General features: G+C 44.0%; 22 protein-coding genes. 12 read left to right on the forward strand and 10 right to left on the reverse strand.

Translation table 11 applies throughout. The annotated features are described in order from the left end of the window. Positions 1 to 37 precede the first annotated feature (37 nt). Positions 38 to 2,317, reverse strand: coding sequence for a 5-methyltetrahydropteroyltriglutamate--homocysteine S-methyltransferase (gene metE / locus MAMP_RS01820; RefSeq protein WP_007144265.1), 2,280 nt, complete (start codon positions 2,315 to 2,317; stop codon positions 38 to 40). A gap of 94 nt (positions 2,318 to 2,411) precedes the next feature. Between metE and MAMP_RS01825 the strand changes: the two genes are divergently transcribed. After that, positions 2,412 to 3,317: a LysR family transcriptional regulator gene (locus tag MAMP_RS01825; protein WP_007144266.1), complete on the forward strand. Its 906-nt coding sequence runs from the start codon at positions 2,412 to 2,414 to the stop codon at positions 3,315 to 3,317. On the opposite strand, the gene MAMP_RS01830 is transcribed toward MAMP_RS01825, so the two are convergent. The 5 genes from MAMP_RS01830 to gpmI are packed head-to-tail and all read right to left on the reverse strand — an operon-like array spanning position 3,294 to position 8,709. Then, positions 3,294 to 4,091, reverse strand: coding sequence for a response regulator transcription factor (locus tag MAMP_RS01830; protein WP_007144267.1), 798 nt, complete (start codon positions 4,089 to 4,091; stop codon positions 3,294 to 3,296). The two genes, MAMP_RS01825 and MAMP_RS01830, sit on opposite strands and share 24 nt — an antisense overlap. Before the next feature lie 4 nt (positions 4,092 to 4,095). Beyond that, positions 4,096 to 4,650, reverse strand: coding sequence for a DJ-1 family glyoxalase III (locus MAMP_RS01835; RefSeq protein WP_007144268.1), 555 nt, complete (start codon positions 4,648 to 4,650; stop codon positions 4,096 to 4,098). A gap of 10 nt (positions 4,651 to 4,660) precedes the next feature. Next, a complete protein-coding gene (locus MAMP_RS01840; protein ID WP_007144269.1) occupies positions 4,661 to 5,974 on the reverse strand; it encodes a S41 family peptidase in 1,314 nt (437 codons plus the stop codon). A 26-nt stretch (positions 5,975 to 6,000) separates the two neighbouring features. Continuing rightward, a complete protein-coding gene (locus tag MAMP_RS01845; RefSeq protein WP_007144270.1) occupies positions 6,001 to 7,167 on the reverse strand; it encodes a murein hydrolase activator EnvC family protein in 1,167 nt (388 codons plus the stop codon). 9 nt (positions 7,168 to 7,176) lie between these two features. Then, positions 7,177 to 8,709 (reverse strand): 2,3-bisphosphoglycerate-independent phosphoglycerate mutase, encoded by a 1,533-nt coding sequence (gpmI, locus tag MAMP_RS01850; RefSeq protein WP_007144271.1) that lies wholly within the window; start codon positions 8,707 to 8,709, stop codon positions 7,177 to 7,179. 88 nt (positions 8,710 to 8,797) lie between these two features. Here gpmI and MAMP_RS01855 point away from each other — a divergent pair, with 88 nt between their 5' ends. Genes MAMP_RS01855 through MAMP_RS01880 form a run of 6 tightly spaced genes read left to right on the forward strand, consistent with a single transcriptional unit; the run spans position 8,798 to position 12,352 of the window. After that, positions 8,798 to 9,166 carry an ArsR/SmtB family transcription factor gene (locus tag MAMP_RS01855; protein ID WP_007144272.1) on the forward strand — a complete coding sequence of 123 codons (369 nt, stop codon included), beginning with the start codon at positions 8,798 to 8,800 and terminating at the stop codon, positions 9,164 to 9,166. 30 nt (positions 9,167 to 9,196) lie between these two features. Next, positions 9,197 to 9,616, forward strand: a complete 420-nt coding sequence (locus MAMP_RS01860; RefSeq protein ID WP_007144273.1) for a rhodanese-like domain-containing protein — start codon at positions 9,197 to 9,199, stop codon at positions 9,614 to 9,616. A 26-nt stretch (positions 9,617 to 9,642) separates the two neighbouring features. Next, positions 9,643 to 9,900 (forward strand): glutaredoxin 3, encoded by a 258-nt coding sequence (gene grxC / locus MAMP_RS01865; protein WP_040576134.1) that lies wholly within the window; start codon positions 9,643 to 9,645, stop codon positions 9,898 to 9,900. A gap of 17 nt (positions 9,901 to 9,917) precedes the next feature. Beyond that, positions 9,918 to 10,409 carry a protein-export chaperone SecB gene (gene secB / locus MAMP_RS01870; protein ID WP_007144275.1) on the forward strand — a complete coding sequence of 164 codons (492 nt, stop codon included), beginning with the start codon at positions 9,918 to 9,920 and terminating at the stop codon, positions 10,407 to 10,409. Next, positions 10,366 to 11,454 (forward strand): NAD(P)H-dependent glycerol-3-phosphate dehydrogenase, encoded by a 1,089-nt coding sequence (locus MAMP_RS01875; RefSeq protein ID WP_007144276.1) that lies wholly within the window; start codon positions 10,366 to 10,368, stop codon positions 11,452 to 11,454. Before secB ends, MAMP_RS01875 begins: the two co-directional genes overlap by 44 nt. A gap of 28 nt (positions 11,455 to 11,482) precedes the next feature. After that, on the forward strand, positions 11,483 to 12,352 hold the full coding sequence (locus tag MAMP_RS01880) for a hypothetical protein (RefSeq protein ID WP_007144277.1): 870 nt from the start codon (positions 11,483 to 11,485) through the stop codon (positions 12,350 to 12,352). Between the two features lie 58 nt (positions 12,353 to 12,410). On the opposite strand, the gene MAMP_RS01885 is transcribed toward MAMP_RS01880, so the two are convergent. Next, complete coding sequence (locus MAMP_RS01885; protein WP_007144278.1) at positions 12,411 to 13,583, reverse strand: class I SAM-dependent methyltransferase; 1,173 nt, start codon at positions 13,581 to 13,583, stop codon at positions 12,411 to 12,413. Between the two features lie 16 nt (positions 13,584 to 13,599). Between MAMP_RS01885 and MAMP_RS01890 the strand changes: the two genes are divergently transcribed. Next, positions 13,600 to 14,319, forward strand: coding sequence for an SDR family NAD(P)-dependent oxidoreductase (locus tag MAMP_RS01890; protein ID WP_007144279.1), 720 nt, complete (start codon positions 13,600 to 13,602; stop codon positions 14,317 to 14,319). Here the strand turns inward: MAMP_RS01890 and folK are convergent. Then, entirely contained in the window at positions 14,278 to 14,784 is a 507-nt protein-coding gene (gene folK, locus MAMP_RS15600) for a 2-amino-4-hydroxy-6-hydroxymethyldihydropteridine diphosphokinase (RefSeq protein ID WP_007144280.1), read from the reverse strand. The genes MAMP_RS01890 and folK overlap by 42 nt on opposite strands. Beyond that, positions 14,784 to 15,134, reverse strand: coding sequence for a dihydroneopterin aldolase (gene folB, locus MAMP_RS01900; RefSeq protein WP_007144281.1), 351 nt, complete (start codon positions 15,132 to 15,134; stop codon positions 14,784 to 14,786). Before folB ends, folK begins: the two co-directional genes overlap by 1 nt. Before the next feature lie 79 nt (positions 15,135 to 15,213). On the opposite strand from folB, the gene plsY reads away from it, so the two are divergent. Further along, complete coding sequence (gene plsY, locus MAMP_RS01905) at positions 15,214 to 15,810, forward strand: glycerol-3-phosphate 1-O-acyltransferase PlsY (RefSeq protein WP_007144282.1); 597 nt, start codon at positions 15,214 to 15,216, stop codon at positions 15,808 to 15,810. A 2-nt stretch (positions 15,811 to 15,812) separates the two neighbouring features. Here plsY and tsaD read toward each other — a convergent pair whose 3' ends face one another. Further along, positions 15,813 to 16,820 carry a tRNA (adenosine(37)-N6)-threonylcarbamoyltransferase complex transferase subunit TsaD gene (gene tsaD, locus MAMP_RS01910; protein WP_007144283.1) on the reverse strand — a complete coding sequence of 336 codons (1,008 nt, stop codon included), beginning with the start codon at positions 16,818 to 16,820 and terminating at the stop codon, positions 15,813 to 15,815. Between the two features lie 138 nt (positions 16,821 to 16,958). Between tsaD and rpsU the strand changes: the two genes are divergently transcribed. The 3 genes from rpsU (at position 16,959) to dnaG (ending at position 19,461) form a co-directional block, all read left to right on the forward strand. Further along, a complete protein-coding gene (rpsU, locus tag MAMP_RS01915; RefSeq protein ID WP_007144284.1) occupies positions 16,959 to 17,174 on the forward strand; it encodes a 30S ribosomal protein S21 in 216 nt (71 codons plus the stop codon). A 32-nt stretch (positions 17,175 to 17,206) separates the two neighbouring features. Further along, positions 17,207 to 17,668 (forward strand): GatB/YqeY domain-containing protein, encoded by a 462-nt coding sequence (locus MAMP_RS01920; RefSeq protein WP_007144285.1) that lies wholly within the window; start codon positions 17,207 to 17,209, stop codon positions 17,666 to 17,668. Between the two features lie 71 nt (positions 17,669 to 17,739). Further along, complete coding sequence (dnaG, locus tag MAMP_RS01925) at positions 17,740 to 19,461, forward strand: DNA primase (protein WP_007144286.1); 1,722 nt, start codon at positions 17,740 to 17,742, stop codon at positions 19,459 to 19,461. Positions 19,462 to 19,500 lie beyond the last annotated feature (39 nt).

Here is a 19,500-nt window from a genome sequence, read left to right on the forward strand (position 1 = left end):
GGTACCATTAAGTCCCCTACTCCACCCATCCATTACGCTAAGCTGCCTGAGATTGGCGTAACTCTCTGGCGGCTTCAACCATGGCTTCCAGCGCGGGTTTCACTTCTGCCCATTGACGGGTTTTCAGGCCACAATCGGGGTTGACCCACAAACGTTTAGCCGGAATTCGCTGAGCCGCTTTTTTCATCAGGGTTTTCATGTACTCCGCATTAGGAATATTCGGTGTATGGATGTCATATACGCCCGGCCCAATTTCATTGGGGTAATCAAAGGCATTAAAGACATCCAGCAGTTCCATATCTGACCGTGAGGTTTCAATGGTGATGACATCAGCATCCATCGCAGCAATCGATTCAATAATGTCATTGAACTCGGAATAACACATATGGGTATGGATTTGCGTTTCATTCGCTACGCCATTGGCAGTGACTCGGAAACAACGTACCGCCCAGTCAAGGTAGTCTTGCCATTCAGCACGACGCAGTGGTAGCCCTTCGCGTAATGCCGCTTCATCGATTTGAATGATGTTAACCCCAGACTTTTCAAGATCCAGTACTTCATCACGAATGGCCAGGGCCAGTTGTAAACACGTATCTGAGCGGGGTTGATCATCACGAACAAAGGACCAGTTCAGCATGGTGACAGGACCAGTCAGCATGCCTTTTACAGGCTTATCGGTCAGTGATTGAGCATAATTAATCCAGTCGACGGTCATTGCACGGGGTCGTGCGATATCCCCAAAGATGATAGGAGGTTTAACACAGCGTGAACCGTAAGATTGCACCCAACCAAACCGGCTGAAGATATAACCATCGAGTTGTTCGCCGAAGTATTCCACCATATCGTTTCGCTCTGCTTCACCGTGCACCAGAACATCCAACCCAACTTTTTCCTGCTCTTCAATTGCCAGCTGGATCTGTTGGTGCATTTTGGCTTGGTAGGCGGTAAAGTCTATCTCTCCTTTACGAAACAATTGACGTGTTTGCCGAATATCGGTGGTTTGTGGAAACGAGCCAATGGTGGTCGTGGGGTAAAGCGGCAGCTTGACCTTGCTACGCTGTAATTCAGCGCGTTCAGCATAAGGTTGTTGGCGATTTGCCATGGCATCGGTAACTGATTGCAGACGCTGTTGAATGTCACTACGGTGTACTCGCGTAGAGTTTTCTCGATGCGCAATCGAGTTAGCATTTTCGGCTAGTTCTGCTGCAAGGGCGTCACGGCCTTCATTCAGCGCGGTGGCGACAATAGCCAGTTCATCGAGCTTTTGCTCAGCAAATGCCAGCCAATCTTTTACTTCAGTATCGATATCCGTTTCGCTGTTTAAGTCGACAGGAACATGCAATAACGAACAGGATGGCGCCAACCAGAGACGTTGCTTAAGACGTATATAAACAGGTTCGAGCCAATCCAGCGTTGCGTTAAGGTCGGTCTTCCAGATATTTCTTCCATTGATTATGCCGATAGATAACACTTTATGTGGTGGTAACCAGTCGACTACCTTAATGACTTCATCTCGAGCATTAATGGCATCAATATGCAGCCCTGCTGTGGGTAATTCACAGGCCAGCTGCAGGTTTTCTTTCAGACTGCCAAAATAAGTGGTCAGCAGTAATTTAACTGGTGTTTTGTTTAAAGCAAAGTAGGCCTGGTTTAGAGCATGCTGCCAGTCCTTATCCAGTTCCGTAACAAGGATGGCTTCATCGATTTGTACCCACTCAATACCTTCTTTTGCTAACAGGTTTAACAAAGCTTCGTATACGGGCAAGAGTTTAGGTAGCAGGTCAAGTTTGTTGCTATCATCCTTGCTTTTACCTAGCCAAAGGTAGCTGACGGGGCCGAGAATAACGGGTTTGGCATTGACGCCTTGCTGCGTTGCTTCTCTTACGTAAGACAGATAGCGCTCAGCATGAAGTTCAAATGTGGTATCTGCGTCGAATTCCGGGACCAGATAATGATAATTTGTGTCAAACCATTTAGTCATTTCAGCTGCTGCTACAGACGTTTGTTCAACGGCTTTGCTGGTTTGACCTCTGGCGGCTTGAAAGTATTGGTCCAGTTCAGATAGTTCACTACGAGCGCGTCGAGGCAAGTTACCAACCAATAAGCTGGTGTCTAGTACGTGATCATAAAATGAGAAGTCGCCTACAGGACTAAAATCCAGCTTTTTTTGACTATTCCAGTTTTTTTTTCTTAATTCGGCGGCTTGCTGTTCCAGATCAATAAGCGATGTTTCACCACGCCAGTATGCTTCTAGAGCAAATTTTAATTCTCGTTTCTTCCCTATACGTGGGAAGCCCAGGTTATGTGTTTTTACCATGTTATGTTCCTTTACAAATCGTGGGCCATTGTAAAGTTGATAAAAGATAAGGAATAATGATATTTATTTCTTAATCTATAAGAATATTTCATACATGATTGAGCGTACCCATTTAAAAATTATTCAGGCTTTGGCTGAGCATGGCAGTCTAACGGCGGCTGCAAACGCCTTATATGTCACTCAGCCGGCATTAACTCATCAGATTCGTTACCTTGAGCAGAAGTTAGAGGTTCGACTTTGGGAGAGACAGGGAAGAAAATTGAGGCTCACCCAAGCTGGTCAGCTTTTATTAAAAACGGCAAGGCAGGTATTACCTGTTTTTGAGCAGGCAGAAAATACAATGCAGGCTCTGGCTGATGGTAAGCAAGGGGTGTTAAAGGTTGGTGTGGAGTGTCATCCATGCTATGAGTGGTTAAAAGCAATATTAACGGACTATCTGATCGCGATGCCGAAAATGGATGTAGATATTGTTCATAAATTCCAGTTTTCTGGTTTGGAAGGACTATTAAATCATCACATAGACTGTTTGGTGACGCCGGATAAAGTGACACACAAAGATTTATTTTATGCGCCATTATTCGAGTATGAAATGGTGTTGTTGGTAGCAAGTACTCACTCACTTTCTGGGCTTGATTATATAGAAGCAGAGGCATTGGAATCGGAGTTATTGATGACTTTTCCCGTGCCGCATGAACGATTAGATATTTATACTCAGTTCTTACTGCCTGCCAATGTAAAACCACAACATAAAACGATGGAATCTTTAGATATCATGGTACAAATGGCGAGCCTGAACCGTGGTGTGACCGTATTACCTGATTGGTTGGCCAAACAATATTGCCAAGAAATTCCTGCTTCTATCGTTAGATTAGGACAGCATGGTGTGATGAAAACCTTATTTGCAGCGATGCGGGTGGGTGAACAGACGGTGCCCTATATGGCAACATTTTTAGAAATGGGACAGAAAAAAGGTGCTTTAGGAATCAAGCAGACGAAATAACATTTCCCGGATAGTGTTAGGTTCAAAAGGCTTGTTGAGAATGGCTGAGACACCTGCCTGTTCGACCTGACCAAGTCGGGCTTCATTATTTTCTGTGGTTAAGATCATGATTGGAATGGCATCATTACCCATATCATTTCTGATGTACTGAACCAACTCGTGACCATCCATTTCAGGCATATTCAGATCGGTGACAATCAGGTCATAGTGATTTTCGTTAATTTTATCCAAAGCTTTACGACCATTTTCAGCATCGTCAATATGCTGAATGCCCATCGTACTGAAAATACGCATAATGTGATTACGTGAAGTCAAACTATCGTCAACAACCAACAAGTTCAACTCACTGACATCATAACTTTCCAGCGTAATTTCTTCTGGATCAATGATATCTAACGTGGCCCTTATAGCCCGTTGTAAGTCTTTATGATCGAAGGGTTTGGGCAGGATAGCAATCACTCCAGCCTGACGGACAGGTTCCAGCGCTGCATGCCCTTTTTCACTGGAAATCAGCATATATGACAGATTGAGCTCAGGATGATCTTGTATCACAGTTTCAATAAGCTCATTGGCCGTCATATCCGGTAGATACATGGCTGTAATCACCAGATCGGGTGGGTATTTACTAATCAGCGCTAATGCTTCTTTACCACTACTAACGCCATCAATTTTATGAACACCCTCTTCATTCAGATGTCGCATGATGAGCTTGAGTTGCATGGCTGAAGGTTCAACCAGCAGAATAGATAAATCGTTAGCTGTAAGTAAGGCCATAGGCTTAGTGTCTTACCAAGTCATTTTCGACTTGGTTACGTGTTTGTTGCGTTGTCAGAATTTCAATAATGCTTAATGCAAAATCCATGGCGGTACCTGGTCCTTTTGAAGTAATTATTCTGTCATCGATGACAACAGTTTGATCAATGAGTGATATTTCAGGCCAATCTTCTTGTTTCAATACGCCTGGATAACAGGTAGCACGGTGTTGATTAAGGATCTTTGCATTCGCTAATACCAAAGGTGCAGCACAAATTGCTGCGATATATTTATTAGCATTTAACTGATTTTGTAATAAGGTCGCGATACGAGCATCGCTATTGAGATTGTTCGTGCCGGGCTGACCGCCCGGCAGAACAACCATATCAAACGTTGACTCTTTGACATCATCTATCAGGCTATCAGCAGATAATACCACTTGTCTGCTGCCGGTAACCTGATGACGCTGGGTCAGGCTGGCTGTCACCACATTGATCCCTGCTCTCCTCAGTAAGTCGATAACGGTGACCGCTTCAATTTCTTCAAAGCCTTCGGCGAGAGGAACCAATACAGTTGACATAAGCTATCCTTTATTTTTTAAGGATGGTCATTCCTTTTAACAAATTCAGTGCTTGTGATAATGCATAATCAGAGACTTCAAGAGGTTGCTCTTTCTCTTTATCCGCTTGGTTCTGTTCAGCATTGGCTTTTTCTTCTTCGTCACCATTGACCAGATGATGAGCCAGATCACGTTCTCTTAGCGGAGTAAATTCTGCGTCTTCAATAGCAGAAATATGCACTGGTTTTAGTTCGATATCCGGAACAATACCTTCTGCCTGAATAGAACGGCCTGAAGGTGTGTAATAACGAGCTGTTGTCATCTTAACAGCAGTGTCATTAGTGAGAGGCATGACAGTCTGCACAGAGCCTTTACCAAAGGTTTTTGTACCCATAATGACCGCACGATCATGATCTTGTAAGGCACCAGCTACAATTTCCGAAGCAGATGCAGAACCACCATTAACCAATACAACTAATGGAGCACCTTTCAGCATATCGTCAGGAGTGGCGTGGAATTTCTGATCAGAATCTGGAATACGGCCTTCAGTGTAAACAATGAGCCCTTTTTCAATGAAGGCATCAGAGACTTCAACCGCGGCATCTAATACACCACCAGGATTGTTGCGTAAATCTAGGACCAGTCCGTTTAGTTTGCCATCATTTTCTTTTTTCAGTTCAGAGATCGCTTCTCTTAAGCTTTCGCCAGTTCGTGACTGAAATGTTGAAATACGAACATAGGCGTAACCCGGTTCCAGCATTTTTTTCTTAACACTCTCGACTTTGATGATGGCGCGAGTGACGTTAATTTTGAGTGGTGTATCTTCACCTTCACGAATAATGGTTAGCATAAGGTCAGTGCCTGGTTTGCCACGCATGATATCCACTGCATCATTCAGGGTCATTCCTTTTACAGGAGTGTCATCAAGACGAATAATCAGATCACCCGGTTTGATACCGGCTTTTGCAGCAGGCGTATCGTCAATTGGTGTGACGACCTTAACAAAGCCATCTTCCATACTGACTTCAATACCCAGTCCACCAAATTCGCCAGAGGTACCTTCACGCAGTTCTTTGAACTGTTCTTTATCGAGATAGGTTGAGTGAGGATCCAGACCGGAAAGCATGCCGCGGATAGCATTTTCCAGTAACTGTTTATCTTCAACAGGTTCTACATAACTACTTTTAATCCTGCCAAAAATCTCTGAAAAAGTACGTAAGTCTTCAAGAGGTAGGTCCGGTTTTGTTGCTTCCTTGTCAGCAAAAACCATTTGGCCAAATACGAGGGTGGCACCTAAAATTACACCGCTGGTAATTAAGCCGAAATCACGTTTAAAAAAACTCATATTCCTTCCTTAATCGATAAGACTTGTCAGCCTTGTTTCCCCAACCATTTTAGTGGATTTGTTGGGCTGCCTCGATGACGAATTTCAAAATAAAGGCCGGATAGGCCACGAATCCCTTGTTCGCCAGATTGTGCTATAACGTCGCCGGCTTTGACATACTCACCGACATCTCTAAGTAATGATTCATTATTGCCATAAAGAGTCATATATTGATCACCATGATCAATGATGATTAATAGACCAAACCCTCTCAACCAATCAGCAAAAACAACTCGACCTGCTGCTGTGGCTTTGACATCGTTTCCAGTTGGTGACGCAATGACGATACCTTGCCATTTGAGTTTACCAAGATTTCTCGAGCTGCCATAGCGGGCAAGTAATTTTCCATTAACAGGCCATGTTAGTTTACCTGTCAGACGTGGAAAAGGTGTGTTTGGTTTCACAGGTGTTGAATTATTGTTAGGCTTCGCTACCGGTGCTGTTGGCGCTGATTTTTTGCTAAGGGAATCCAGCAATTGTTGTAGATTCCGCTCTTCATCTTTCAGAGACGCCAGACGACTGTCTTGTGTCGATATGCTCTTATCCAGCGCAGCTAGCGTGGCTTTCCTTTGTTTGCTTTGTTGTTCAAGTTGAGTCTGTTTCGAATGCTGCTGCGTCAGCATATTTTCTAAAGATTGCTGTGCAAGTAAAACATCACGTTGCTCGTCGTTGAGTTTCATCAATAGTTGATGAATATTTTCCAGTTCTTGCTGTCTCGCCTGATGAAAGTAGCGAAAATAGGTGCTTCCTCGACTAAGGGTAGACACATCTTTCTGGTTTAACAATAGCTCCAGATAACTGGGTTCTGAATGAATGAAAGCAGAACGTATTTGGCTATATAAGGCATCAAGCTGCTGTTTTTGCTCTTTTTCTTTAATGCCCACCTTATGACGTAGCGCTTCGACCTCTTTGTGTTTATCGTTAATCTGCGCTTCAAGTTTTCGAAGTTGTTTGTTCAGTTCAGAGACTTGTCGGCTTTGTGTTTTTAACTGATCGAGAAGCGCCTGCCGGTCTGCTTTTTTTTCTGACAGATCACTATTCAGTGATTTTATTTCTTTGCGAACATCGTCCAGGCGCGATGCTGAATCTGTTTCAGCATGAACACTGAAACAGATCAGCAGGCTTAAGCATGCCAGTAATATTCTCAACGTCACTTGAAAGGCTTATTGGGCTATTACTAAGAGTTTTTTACCCATTTCGTCTGGAATGGTGAGCCCCATTAATGACAACATGGTTGGTGCAATGTCTGACAAAGTCCCCCCATCGACACAATGAGCCTCGCGACCGGCAAATAATAATGGCACGACATTATTGGTATGTGCAGTATGAGGCTGTCCGGTTTCATGATTGACCATACGCTCGGCATTGCCATGATCTGCTGTCACCAGCATTTCGCCGCCCACTTTTTCAATAGCTGTCCAAATTTTCCCCAGACTGACGTCCAGAGTTTCGATGGCTTTCACGGCTGCGTCAAAATTACCGGTGTGGCCTACCATATCGGCATTCGCGAAGTTACAAATGATGACATCGTATTTTGCACTATTGATCGCTTCGACAAGTTTGTCTGTGACTTCTGGGGCATTCATCTCTGGTTGTTGATCATAGGTATCAACTTTAGGCGATGGGATCAGAATACGGTCCTCACCTTCATACGGGGTATCCTGACCGCCATTAAAGAAAAAGGTCACATGCGCATATTTCTCAGTTTCAGCAATACGTAGCTGAGTCTTGCCATGGGCAGATAAGTATTCACCCAGAATGTTATGTAATTTTTCTGTTGGGAAGGCGATAGGCGCAGTGAAGTCTTTTTTGTATTCGGTTAATGTCACAAAGTCAGCAAGCTGAATTTTTCTTGGTAAAGCAAAACCGGAAAATTCAGGATTGATGAAACATTCCGTCAGCTCACGAGCCCGGTCAGAACGGAAGTTCATAAAGACAATGCTGTCACCGTCATTCACTTTTACCGGTGTGCCAATCGTGGTCGCTTTAACAAACTCATCGGTTTCTTCGCGTTCATATGCTGCACGTAGACCTTCAATCGCTGTGTCAGCATGATATTGGCCTTTACCTTCGGTGATGAGCTGATAGGCTTCTTCAACTCGATTCCATCGGTTGTCTCTATCCATCGCATAAAAACGACCGATGATGGTAGCAAGTTGACCTGTTCCTGATTTTTTGAAGCTTTCTTCTAGTTTCTCAATCGCCGCTTCAGCACTTTTAGGTGGGGTATCACGACCATCTAAAAAGGCATGAACATAGACTTGTTTGGCGCCTTGTCTGGCGGCTAGTTCGACCATGGCGTGAATATGTTGTTCATGGCTGTGTACACCACCGTCGGATAATAAACCGAAGATATGCACAGCACTATCGGTTTTTTTTGCTTTATCAACCGCGTCAATCAGCACACGATTATCGAAAAACTCACCATTTCTGATGGCCAGACTGATACGTGTAAACTCCTGATACACAACCCGGCCAGCACCTAAATTCAAATGGCCGACTTCAGAGTTACCCATTTGATCACCCGGTAAACCAACACCTTCCCCTGATGCATTAATCAGCGTGTGTGGATATGTTGCCCACATACGGTCCCAATTCGGTGTATTTGCTGCAAGAATGGCATTATTTTCTGCGGATTCGCTGTAGCCCCATCCATCAAAGATGATGAGCGCCAGAGGTCTGTGTGTTTGCGTCATTGATAAGTCCTTAAAACGAAAAGTAGTCGGGCTATCTGCTGACTATCCCTTGTCTTGTATGTCATTAAGAATTGATGCCGTGTATTATATGGTGTTTTGTGATGAAATACAGTCACAGGTACTGACGGACAAAATTGTGGCACAAGCTTTAAACATAGATTCTATCGCGATTGATAACGATATCGAACGTGCTGCATTTGCACTGAAAGCGATGTCTCATCCTTTGCGCCTTAAGATTCTCTGCGCGATTGGTGAGCATGAGTTATCCGTTCAGGATATCGTTGAGCAGGTTGGCACCACACAAAGTAACGTATCACAGCATTTGGCAAAGTTACGTGAAAAAGACATTCTTATGTCACGCCGTGATGCTAATCGTATTTATTACCGTGTGAATGATGAGCGTACTCTCAGACTGATTGAGATGATGCGTGAAGTATTCTGTTCTGCAAAAAATTAATCTGATTTTAAGACAGTTTTAAGGGTTGCTATGGAAAATTTGGGTGAGTTCATCGTTAATCATTGGATGTTGAGTGCAGCATGGGTTGTATTGGCTTGGTTAGTTTTTTCTGATGCGATTAATCGTAAACTAACCGGATTACAGCCATTAGATGCTAATCAGTCGGTCAGACTGGTCAATCAGTACAAAGGTAAATTTGTTGATGTCCGGGAAGCAGATGAATTCGAGAAAGAGCATATTGCTGACTCGGTCAATCTTCCGTTATCCAAATTAGACGAAGAAATTAAAAAGTTAAAAAATAAATCGCAACCTCTGGTAATTGTCTGCGCTAGTGGTCAGCGTGCTCGGAATGCCGCCAAAAAGTTAAAATCAAATGACTTTGAAGAAGTTTATGTAATGACTGGTGGCATTAATGGATGGAAAGAGGCTAAATTGCCTCTGTTTAGTTAATCAAAACAAAATGGCAGGGTTATATTGTGGCTAAAGTAATTGTTTATTCTTCTGCTCACTGTCCTTACTGTGTAATGGCAAAACAGTTGCTGGAGCGTAAAGGCGTGAAATACGACGAAATTCGTGTGGATCTGGATCCTTCAAAAAGAGAAGAGATGATGAAAAAGAGCCAGCAAAGAACCGTGCCGCAGATATTTATCAATAATAAAGCCATAGGTGGCTACACTGATTTAGTTGCGATTGATCGCACTAAAGAACTAGATAGTCTCCTGGCGCAATCTTAAAACAAGAAGGAATAGAGATGGCTGAAGAAAACACAGCAACAGGTGAAGAACAACAAAAACCACGGTTTGTGATTCAAAAAATTTACACAAAAGATGTGTCTTTTGAATCACCTAACTCACCTGAAATTTTTCGTGATGAGTGGCGTCCACAACTGGATTTACAGTTAGGCAATGAATATAACCGTATCGACGATGACACACATGAAATCGTGTTATCTGTTACCGTCACCGCAAAAGTAGGCGATAAAACCGCCTTTCTAGTCGAAGTAAAACAGGCTGGTATTTTTACGCTAACGGGCTATACCACCGAAGAAATGGGACCGTTAGTCGGTAGTTACTGCCCCAATACGCTTTTCCCATTTGTCAGAGAAGTGGTGTCTGATCTAGTGACTAAAGGCGGCTTCCCGCAACTTGTATTGGCCCCCGTCAATTTTGATGCGATGTATCTCCATCAAAAAGAGCAAGTTGAGAGACAAGCTCAAGAAGCAAGAGCAAAAACGACGCATTAATATCCAGGAAACGGCGGTGTCTGAACAAGCCAATTTATTACCAACACTGGTGTTGGGCGCTGGGGCGTGGGGAACTGCGCTTGCCATGGCGATGGCCAGAAATGGTCATGAGACATGGTTATGGGGAAGAGATAAACTACATTGCGCAGAGATGCAAACATCGCGTGAAAATGCGAAATACTTGCCCGGTATAGCGTTCCCTGATGCTTTATCGGTAGTGGATGATGTGCATAAAGCCATACAAAATTGTGGTCATGTGTTGATTTCAGTTCCCAGTAAAGCCTTTGTAGAAAGCTTGCAAATGATAAAGCCGGTACTTGCAGCTAGAACGCCCGTGAGTTGGGCAACAAAAGGTTTGGCTCCTGATACCGGTGAGCTGCTTTATGATGTGGCTCGTTCAGTCTTGGGTGAAAGTCATCCATTAGCGGTGATTTCCGGCCCTTCATTTGCCGCAGAAGTCGCGGCTAATTTACCGACGGCATTTACAGTAGCATCGGAAGATGGTGATTTTGCCAAACAACTGGCGGGTTTGTTTCATAGCCCAACACTGCGTGTCTACACAACTTATGATGTGTTAGGTGTGCAGATTGGCGGCACAGTCAAAAATGTGTTGGCGATTAGTGCGGGTATTTCTGATGGTTTAGGCTATGGAGCCAATGCCCGAGCTGCATTGATTACGCGGGGTATGGCCGAAATAAGACGCTTAGCGGCGGCACTGGGTGCGGAAACTGAAACCTTGTTCGGCTTGTCTGGTATTGGTGATTTGATTTTAACCTGCACCGATGATCAAAGTCGCAATCGTCAATTAGGTTTGGCGATTGGACGCGGACTCAGCGTTGATGATGCTGTTAAGTTTGTCGGTAAAACAGTAGAAGGAATGCATGCTGCACGTGAAGTCATGTTGAGAGCCCGTCAGGCTGACATTGAAATGCCCATTGTGGAGCAAGTATGCAAAATTTTGTTTGAAGGGTACGATCCACGAGAATCCGTTCAGGCATTATTATGCAGGGAACAAAAAGCAGAACTCACACCTCCCGTTAATTAAACGGGTTAACTAAAACGAGGAAGAATCTATGCGAGGCATTGTGAAGTACAGCACGGCAGTGACCGTTGCTTTAGCCCTGAGCCTGGGGCTGAGTGGTTGTGGTAACCCACTGAAAAAGTCTGATGATGTAGAAATTTCTACAGAAGGTAAAACCTTATTTGAAACAGGTTTGCAGTACGTCAAAATTGTTGATCGCGATGTTCCGGGTGTGGCAAATGATCACCCCTACTCAATTTCACCAGACACAATGCGTTCAGTTTTAGAATCGCTTTATGTGAATGAAAAGGTGTTGTTTAATCAGCGTCAAAATCCGCTGTTTTCACCTGCAGAGTTACAGATTCTAAGTAATGGTTTAGCGAATGGTTTAGGCCGTGCTCAGCCAAATGAAGATGTTACCTTTGTTACATTGGGTGTGCATCAGGGCATGATTGCAAAAGAGCGTCAAAGTGATAGCGGTCGTGTTTTCATGAGTGGTGGTCGCTTGAACATTATCTTCGGTTTGTTACACGAAGATTATCGTGACAAAGACCAATACACCGGTCAGGAAATTGACCGCCGCGTTAACCCACTGTTACCGGGTACCAGAAAGTTCGATTCTGAACCCGCTGTAAGAGTGGCGCTTGATAATGGTATGTCGTATCACATTGATCCTGAAACAGGTAAAGAGAGAACAGACTGGATTGAGATTGATATTCCGACGGTTTTACAAACCATTGCTGAACGTCAAGCTGATTCAAAAGATGCGCTTATCAGTCCTGAGCTGAAAGAAGATATTGCACGTAATAAGCAAGAAACCAGCAATCTTCGTGATGACATGGCAAATATCAAAGAAGTCTTATTTGATATGAGCGAAAAAATGGATAAATTACAAAAAGAACTGGAAGCGTTGAAGAAATAATTCCAGGCATTTATTCAAACATTAAAGGGGCTTTGAGCCCCTTTTTTGTTGCTGTCATTCAGAGTTGATAGCGGCGGTCGTTTATTGAAAGCCGTGCTAACAATTCAAGGTTTTTAGTTAGACTCAATACTTTAAACTGCTGGCCCATCTGGCTTGGCATTAATAATTGCTTTAATCCTGCACTCTGTTGTAACCAGTCAGCAGTAGGCATGTTGTTGTGAAACTCTGCAGCAATATCGGTAATGCCGCCTGCCATCAGAAAGTCGCTTTGCTCATGAAACCCTGCTACGTCCAGCCCTTGTTCAAAGGCGATATCTGCCAGTGTGGTAAATTCCGTGTGGGCGGTAATGTCCTGTAAACCAGGCAAATAAAATGGATCATTATTCAACTGATGGCGGTAATAGCAGCATAAGGTCCCCTGCTTTCTTTCTTCGTTATAAAACGTGTTAAAGCTATAGCCATAATCAATTATAAAAAAAGCGCCTTTTTTTAGTGACTGGGCGATAGTACGTAACCATTGCTGCGAGGCTAAATGAATTTCGGTTTCGTAAATATCTGTTGAAATAAGCGTTTGCAGGCGAGTCCCCTGCTGCATGAGTTCGTCATCAGTCACAGGTATATCTCGCCAGGCAAAATGGTTATTGTTTAGACATACATGACGTTCATATAGCTGATGCTCTTTTATTTTGATGAGGTTAACGGGCATGGCGTCACATACTTCATTGGCCAGAATGACACCTTCAAACTGTTCAGGTAATTTGTCTAGCCAAACAAACCGATCTATGAGTCCAGGTATAAGTTGCTGGATATGTTGTTGCTGGCGTTGGCGTAAATCAGCACTGATTTCCAGAATGTAATAAAACTCAGGCAACTCATGGCTTTTTTCCAGATAGACCATGATGTCTATGGCGAGTTGCCCACTGCCAGCACCAAATTCGAGAATATGTTTTTGGGTTTTCTGGGCAAAGACATCGATGATATGGTTGGCGATGCTGTAACCAAAAAAAGGGCTGATTTCAGGGGCGGTGGTGAAATCGCCCTGCTCGCCAAGTTTATGGCTGCCAGCACTGTAATAACCATAACCGGAAGTGTATAAGCAGGCATGCATATACTTGGCAAAACTGATTGAGCCACCTTCAGACTGTATTTGCTTTTTGATCAATTCTTTTAAAGCATCACTGTGTTGTTGCGCTTCAGGCGAAACAGCCGATAATGTGTGTTTATTATTCATCGTTGAGGAGTAGCAATTGCAACAGGTTGTATTGGTGACAGGCACCAGTCGTCGAGTCGGTTTGCATATGGCTAAGCGATTCCATGAACAAGGTTGTAATGTTCTTGCACATTACCGTACCGAGACTGATGGTGTCCAAGAAATGCGTGAAATGGGTATTCATACCATCCAGGCAGACTTTAACTCCAAACAAGCTATCATGGCGTTTATTGAGGATTGCCAACAACGTTGTGAATCAATAAAAGCGATTATTCATAATGCCTCTTCATTTTCGCCGACAGATGATGATCTAGAAAAAGCCGCTCAGCAGTATGAACAATTTTTTTATGTACATATGATGGCACCATTTTTGATTAATGAAGGACTCAAAAGCAAGCTGAAAGGAGACGCTGACAAACCGGCGGATATTGTGCATATCACCGATATCAATGTTGAGAACCCAACACCGCGATTTGATATTTATGGCACCACCAAGGCTGGGCTGCATAATATGATGCTGGTATTGGCAAAAAAATATGCACCAGCAGTCAAGGTTAATGCCGTTGCTCCCGGCCCTGTCTTGTTCACGGAGTCACATTCTGATGAGGTTCGTCAGCAGATGATGTCTGAAACACCACTAGCACGTGAAGGTGGTGCAGAGCCTGTTTTCCTGGCCGTCAAAAGTTTGTTAGACAATCCTTTCCTGACCGGTGTCTCAATTGCGGTGGATGGTGGTCGCCGACTCTCCAAACGATAAAGATCCCACCTGGATTTTGGTGCCATTTTGTATTTGGCTGTTAAGTGGTTGATCACTTAAAAATTTAAATAATTCATCAATTAAGGGATACAGAAAATATTCATCTGTGACTTCCCGAGCCGGGGTATTCAGACCGTCAGGCACCGTAAGAGAGCACAGAATATCCAGATCCGCTGGCCGATCTTTGTGTTTACGATCAGGATCTTCACGATCACGGCCTAGTCTCATCTCTATCGCGTTACAGATGTCTTTCAGTTTGTCTTGTGGCATATCCGTCTCAATAAAGGCGACGGCGTTCAGGAAAAAGTGCTGGCTATTCATGCCTACCGGTGGAATATGCAAAATCCGGCTGATATCAAAACGCTCAAAATGCGCTAGCAACAGATCGACCATGCTTGAAAAGTTTTCAAACGGATCGATATTGCAGCCCAGTCCAAGTAGGTAGCCGTGTCTTTGTTTATGCATTATTTGCTACGTTCAATCACAATTCGAGCCGTATTTTGACCGTGTAAGGCGACGGGCTTACTCAGCGTCAGTTTGAGTTTGGGAATTGAGAACTCATTGAGTAACATTTGGGCGAGATCTTCAGCCAGTGTTTCAATAAGCTGATAGTCACTGGCTTTAACAAAATTAACTATTTTTTGGGCAATAGCACCATAGTCCAGTGTGTTGCTGATATCGTCTGTTTCCGCAGCTTGACGAATATCCCAGTCCATTTCGAGATCAAAAGTCAGGGTTTGTTGTGTGTGTCTTTCCCAGTCGTAAATACCAATAATGGTGTCGATTTTAAGGTCGTTAAGAAAAATTTTATCCATGTCTCGATCTGTCAAAGGGTGGCAATCATTGATTCGCGACCTATAATGTCGCAACGTTTTTAAAAGGTAGCATCATATCATGCTTGAGACTTATGCCTTACCCGTCATTTTATTGGTGGTCGCTTATCTTTTTGGCTCATTATCGAGTGCGATCATTTTATGTAAGCTGGCAGGCTTGCCGGACCCACGAACTCAGGGCTCAGGTAATCCCGGTGCAACTAACGTACTGCGATTTGGCGGTAAAAAACTGGCAGCAACTGTCTTGCTGTTTGATGTTTTGAAAGGCGTCATTCCGGTAGCAATTGCACATGCCATCGGCCTTGATATGGTGTGGGTCGCCGCAACAGCGTTTGCCGCCTTTTTAGGTCACCTGTTTCCGATCTTTTTTGAATTCAAAGGTGGCAAAGGGGTCGCTACCGCATTGGGTGGCTTTATCGCTCTATCACCGATACTGGCCGCAGCAGGATTAGTCACTTGGTTAGTGGTGTTTGCTGTGACACGTATATCGTCTCTATCTGCCTTAGTGGCTGCTGCCCTTACCCCGGTTTATAGTTTGTGGCTTATCGATAGTGTCAATGCGCGTTGGATTATTCTACTGACTGCCTTGTTATTAATTGCCCGTCATCACGGTAATATCCGTCGCCTACTGGCTAAGGAAGAGTCAAAGTCTGGCTAAAGCTAGGGTGGGCTGAGTTCGTTAAGTGGCCAGCGCGGTCTGACAGTGAAGCTCGGTATTTCCTGATGTTTCATTGCTTGATGGCGCATGGCACCAGCAAAAGCAATCATGGCACCATTGTCACTGCAAAATTGTTGCCGAGGATAAAAAACGTCAACGCCTTTCATTGAATCTAATTTTTGGCGTAATGCTTTATTTGCACTTACCCCACCGGCGACAACTAATCGCTTATGTCCGGTCTGTTTCAACGCCCTTTTACATTTGATAGCCAGTGTTTCAACCACCGCAGTTTGAAAAGCCAGTGCAATATCGGCTTTATCTTGATCGGATTGCTCTGTTTCCATCCAGGTATTCATCGCAAATGTTTTTAAGCCACTAAAGCTGAAGTCCAAACCGGGACGATTAGTCATAGGCCGAGGAAACACAAAGCGATCGGCGACACCTTGTTCTGCCTTGGCCGCAAGGTATGGGCCGCCTGGATAATCCATGCCTAAAAGTTTGGCTGTTTTATCAAAAGCCTCACCTACCGCATCATCAATCGATTCACCTAATAATTCGTACTGGCCAATACCTCTTACATCCACCAATTGGGTGTGACCGCCGGACACCAGTAGTGAGACAAAGGGGAAAGCCGGTGCAGGTACTTCCAGTAAAGGTGACAGCAAATGTCCTTCCATGTGATTGACGGCTAAAGCGGGAATATTTAACGCCCAGGCTAAACTGCGGCCGATTGCTGCGCCAACTAACAGAGCGCCAGCTAGGCCAGGTCCTGCTGTATAAGCGACAGCATCAATGTCTGCAGTGGTTAAGGACGCAGCATCTAATACTTCTTCAATAAGCGGTAATGTTTTACGGATATGATCTCTGGAAGCCAGTTCTGGTACGACACCGCCATACTCAGCATGCATAGCGATCTGACTAAATAAGCGGTGAGCGAGCAACCCTTTTTCCATGTCGTAAATAGCGACACCGGTTTCGTCACATGAAGATTCAATACCTAAAACACGCATTTTTTTCCTAAGCTTTTGCATTAATACCTGCCTATTATGCCCTTTTTTATAAATAAAGTGATTTAACTGTTTGCTTTCTGGTGAATATTTCGTACAATTAGGGGTTTCCATACAAGAATTGTTTAGGGAGTTTTTTGAATGCCTGCAGTAAGAGTAAAAGAGAACGAACCATTTGACGTCGCTCTACGTCGTTTTAAACGTGCATGTGAAAAAGCTGGCACAGTTGCTGAAGCCCGTGCTCGTGAAGCTTATGAAAAACCAACTACTGTACGTAAACGTGCCGCAGCCGCAGCCGTAAAACGTCACCAGAAGAAACTGTCTCGCGAAAACGCAAGCCGTATCCGTCTTTACTAAAATCGCTATATTCAGAGACTAAACTAAATATCATGCCTGCAGAAGCCAGCCCGTTAAAAGTTACTATTCAAGACAGCATCAAAGATGCGATGCGCGCCAAAGACAAAGAACGTCTTGCAGTGTTACGTCAAATTTCAGCTGCCATCAAGCAAGTTGAAGTAGATAACCGGGTTGACCTTTCTGACGATGATATTGTCGTTATCCTGACCAAAATGATCAAACAACGTCGTGAAGCATTAGAACAATACGAAAATGCTTCTCGTGCGGATTTGGCGGATATCGAAAAGGCTGAACTCGTGGTCATTGAAGAGTTTATGCCTGAGCAACTCTCTGAAGAAGAAATTGCGCAAGCTATTCAATCAGCCATTGATGAAGCGGGTGCAAGTAGCATTAAAGACATGGGCGCAGTCATGAATGTGTTGCGACCAAAAATTCAAGGCCGTGCTGACATGGCCGCAGTAAGTGGACAAGTTAAATCAGCGTTGAGCAATTAAAACAGCCACGCTGCCGTATCTCATCAAGATATGGTTAATATTTACAGCAAATTTCAGCCATAATAACTAATATGGCTGGTCAAATACCCCCACAATTCATTGATGAGTTGCTAGCCCGGGTCGATATCGTCGATATCATTGATACCCGGGTTGCACTGAAGAAAGCAGGCAAGAATTTGCATGCCTGCTGTCCTTTTCATAATGAAAAAACCCCCTCGTTTACAGTCAGTCCGGATAAGCAGTTCTATCACTGCTTTGGTTGTGGAGCCCATGGCACGGCGATAGGGTTTCTGATGGAATATGATCAGTTAAGCTTTCCTGAAGCTATTCAGGAATTGGCTGATCAGGTTGGCATGACCGTACCTACCACGCAAAATGTTTCACAATCACCCCAGCAGAAAAACCTTTATGACCTGATGGACAAGGTCAGTCAGTTTTATGTCCATCAATTACAAACACATCCAGACAGACAGGTTTTTGTCGATTATTTAAAGTCCAGAGGCTTATCCAAAAACACCATAGAGACCTTTGGAATCGGTATGGCTCCCGATGGTTGGGATAATGTTTTAAAGACATTTGGTTCATCTCAGACACTGGTGAAACAGCTTCTCGATACGGGCCTGCTAATCAAAAATGATGCTGGGCGGACCTATGACCGTTTTCGTCATCGATTGATGTTTCCTATTCGCGACAGACGGGGTCGTGTTATCGGTTTTGGTGGTCGGGTGTTGGATGACTCAACGCCAAAATACCTTAACTCGCCGGAAACACCGATCTTCCATAAGGGCACTGAGTTATACGGTCTCTATCAAGCGAGAAAGCAAAATCGTAAACTCGAACGCATACTGATTGTAGAAGGCTATATGGATGTGATTGCATTAGCCGAACACGGCATAACTAATGCTGTTGCAACATTAGGTACCGCTACCACCCCAGATCACTTGCGACAGTTACTTCGAACAGCGCCCGAAGTCGTTTTTTGCTTTGATGGGGATCGTGCAGGCAGAGAAGCGGCCTGGCGAGCGGCCGAAAATGCCCTTCCTATGTTAGGAGGTAATCAGCAACTTAAGTTTATGTTCCTGCCAGATGGTGAAGATCCCGATAGTATGGTACGAAAACACGGTGCTGAAGCATTTGAGTCAGAAGTCTTACACGCACAAAATTATTCTGATTTTTTCTTTGCATGGCTAACTGAGAAAGTCGAGCTGGGATCAATGGATGGGCGTGCAAGACTTGTCGAGATAGCAAAGCCTTATCTTAAACATGTTCCGGCGGGGGTTTACAGAGATATGCTGGAGCAACGCCTAGCGGAATTGAGCCAGACGAATATGGCGACGCTAAATCGTCATATTGAAAAACCAGCACAGAAACAGCAACGCCCAGCCAAAAAACAAACTATGGCGACAATGACGCCACTCAGGCTGGCTATTAGCATTCTTTTGCAATATCCGATTCTGGCGCGTGAAATTGATGACACATCGTCAATTAGTTCACTTGATTTACCTGGCGTTAATATTCTTAAAGAATTGCTTGAAACTCTTCATGAGCATCCCCATCTAACTACTGCGGCACTTCTAGAACGTTGGCGTAACAGGGAAAATAGTGCGCATCTTCAGAAACTAGCGCTGCAAAGTTTGAGTCTATCGGCAGATGAACTGAAGTACGAGTTGCTCGGTATTTTTTCGCAACTGCAAAAACAGGCAAAACAACAACGACGAATTTATCTCGAGTCAAAGCCGCTCAGTGAATTAACTGAGGCTGAAAAAGCAGAATTACGGTTATCTCAGAGCTAAATGTTTATGTTAATTTGATGCAATAAATTTGTCATTTCA

The organism is Methylophaga thalassica MP (assembly GCF_000214595.1).
GTDB classification, from domain to species: domain Bacteria; phylum Pseudomonadota; class Gammaproteobacteria; order Nitrosococcales; family Methylophagaceae; genus Methylophaga; species Methylophaga thalassica.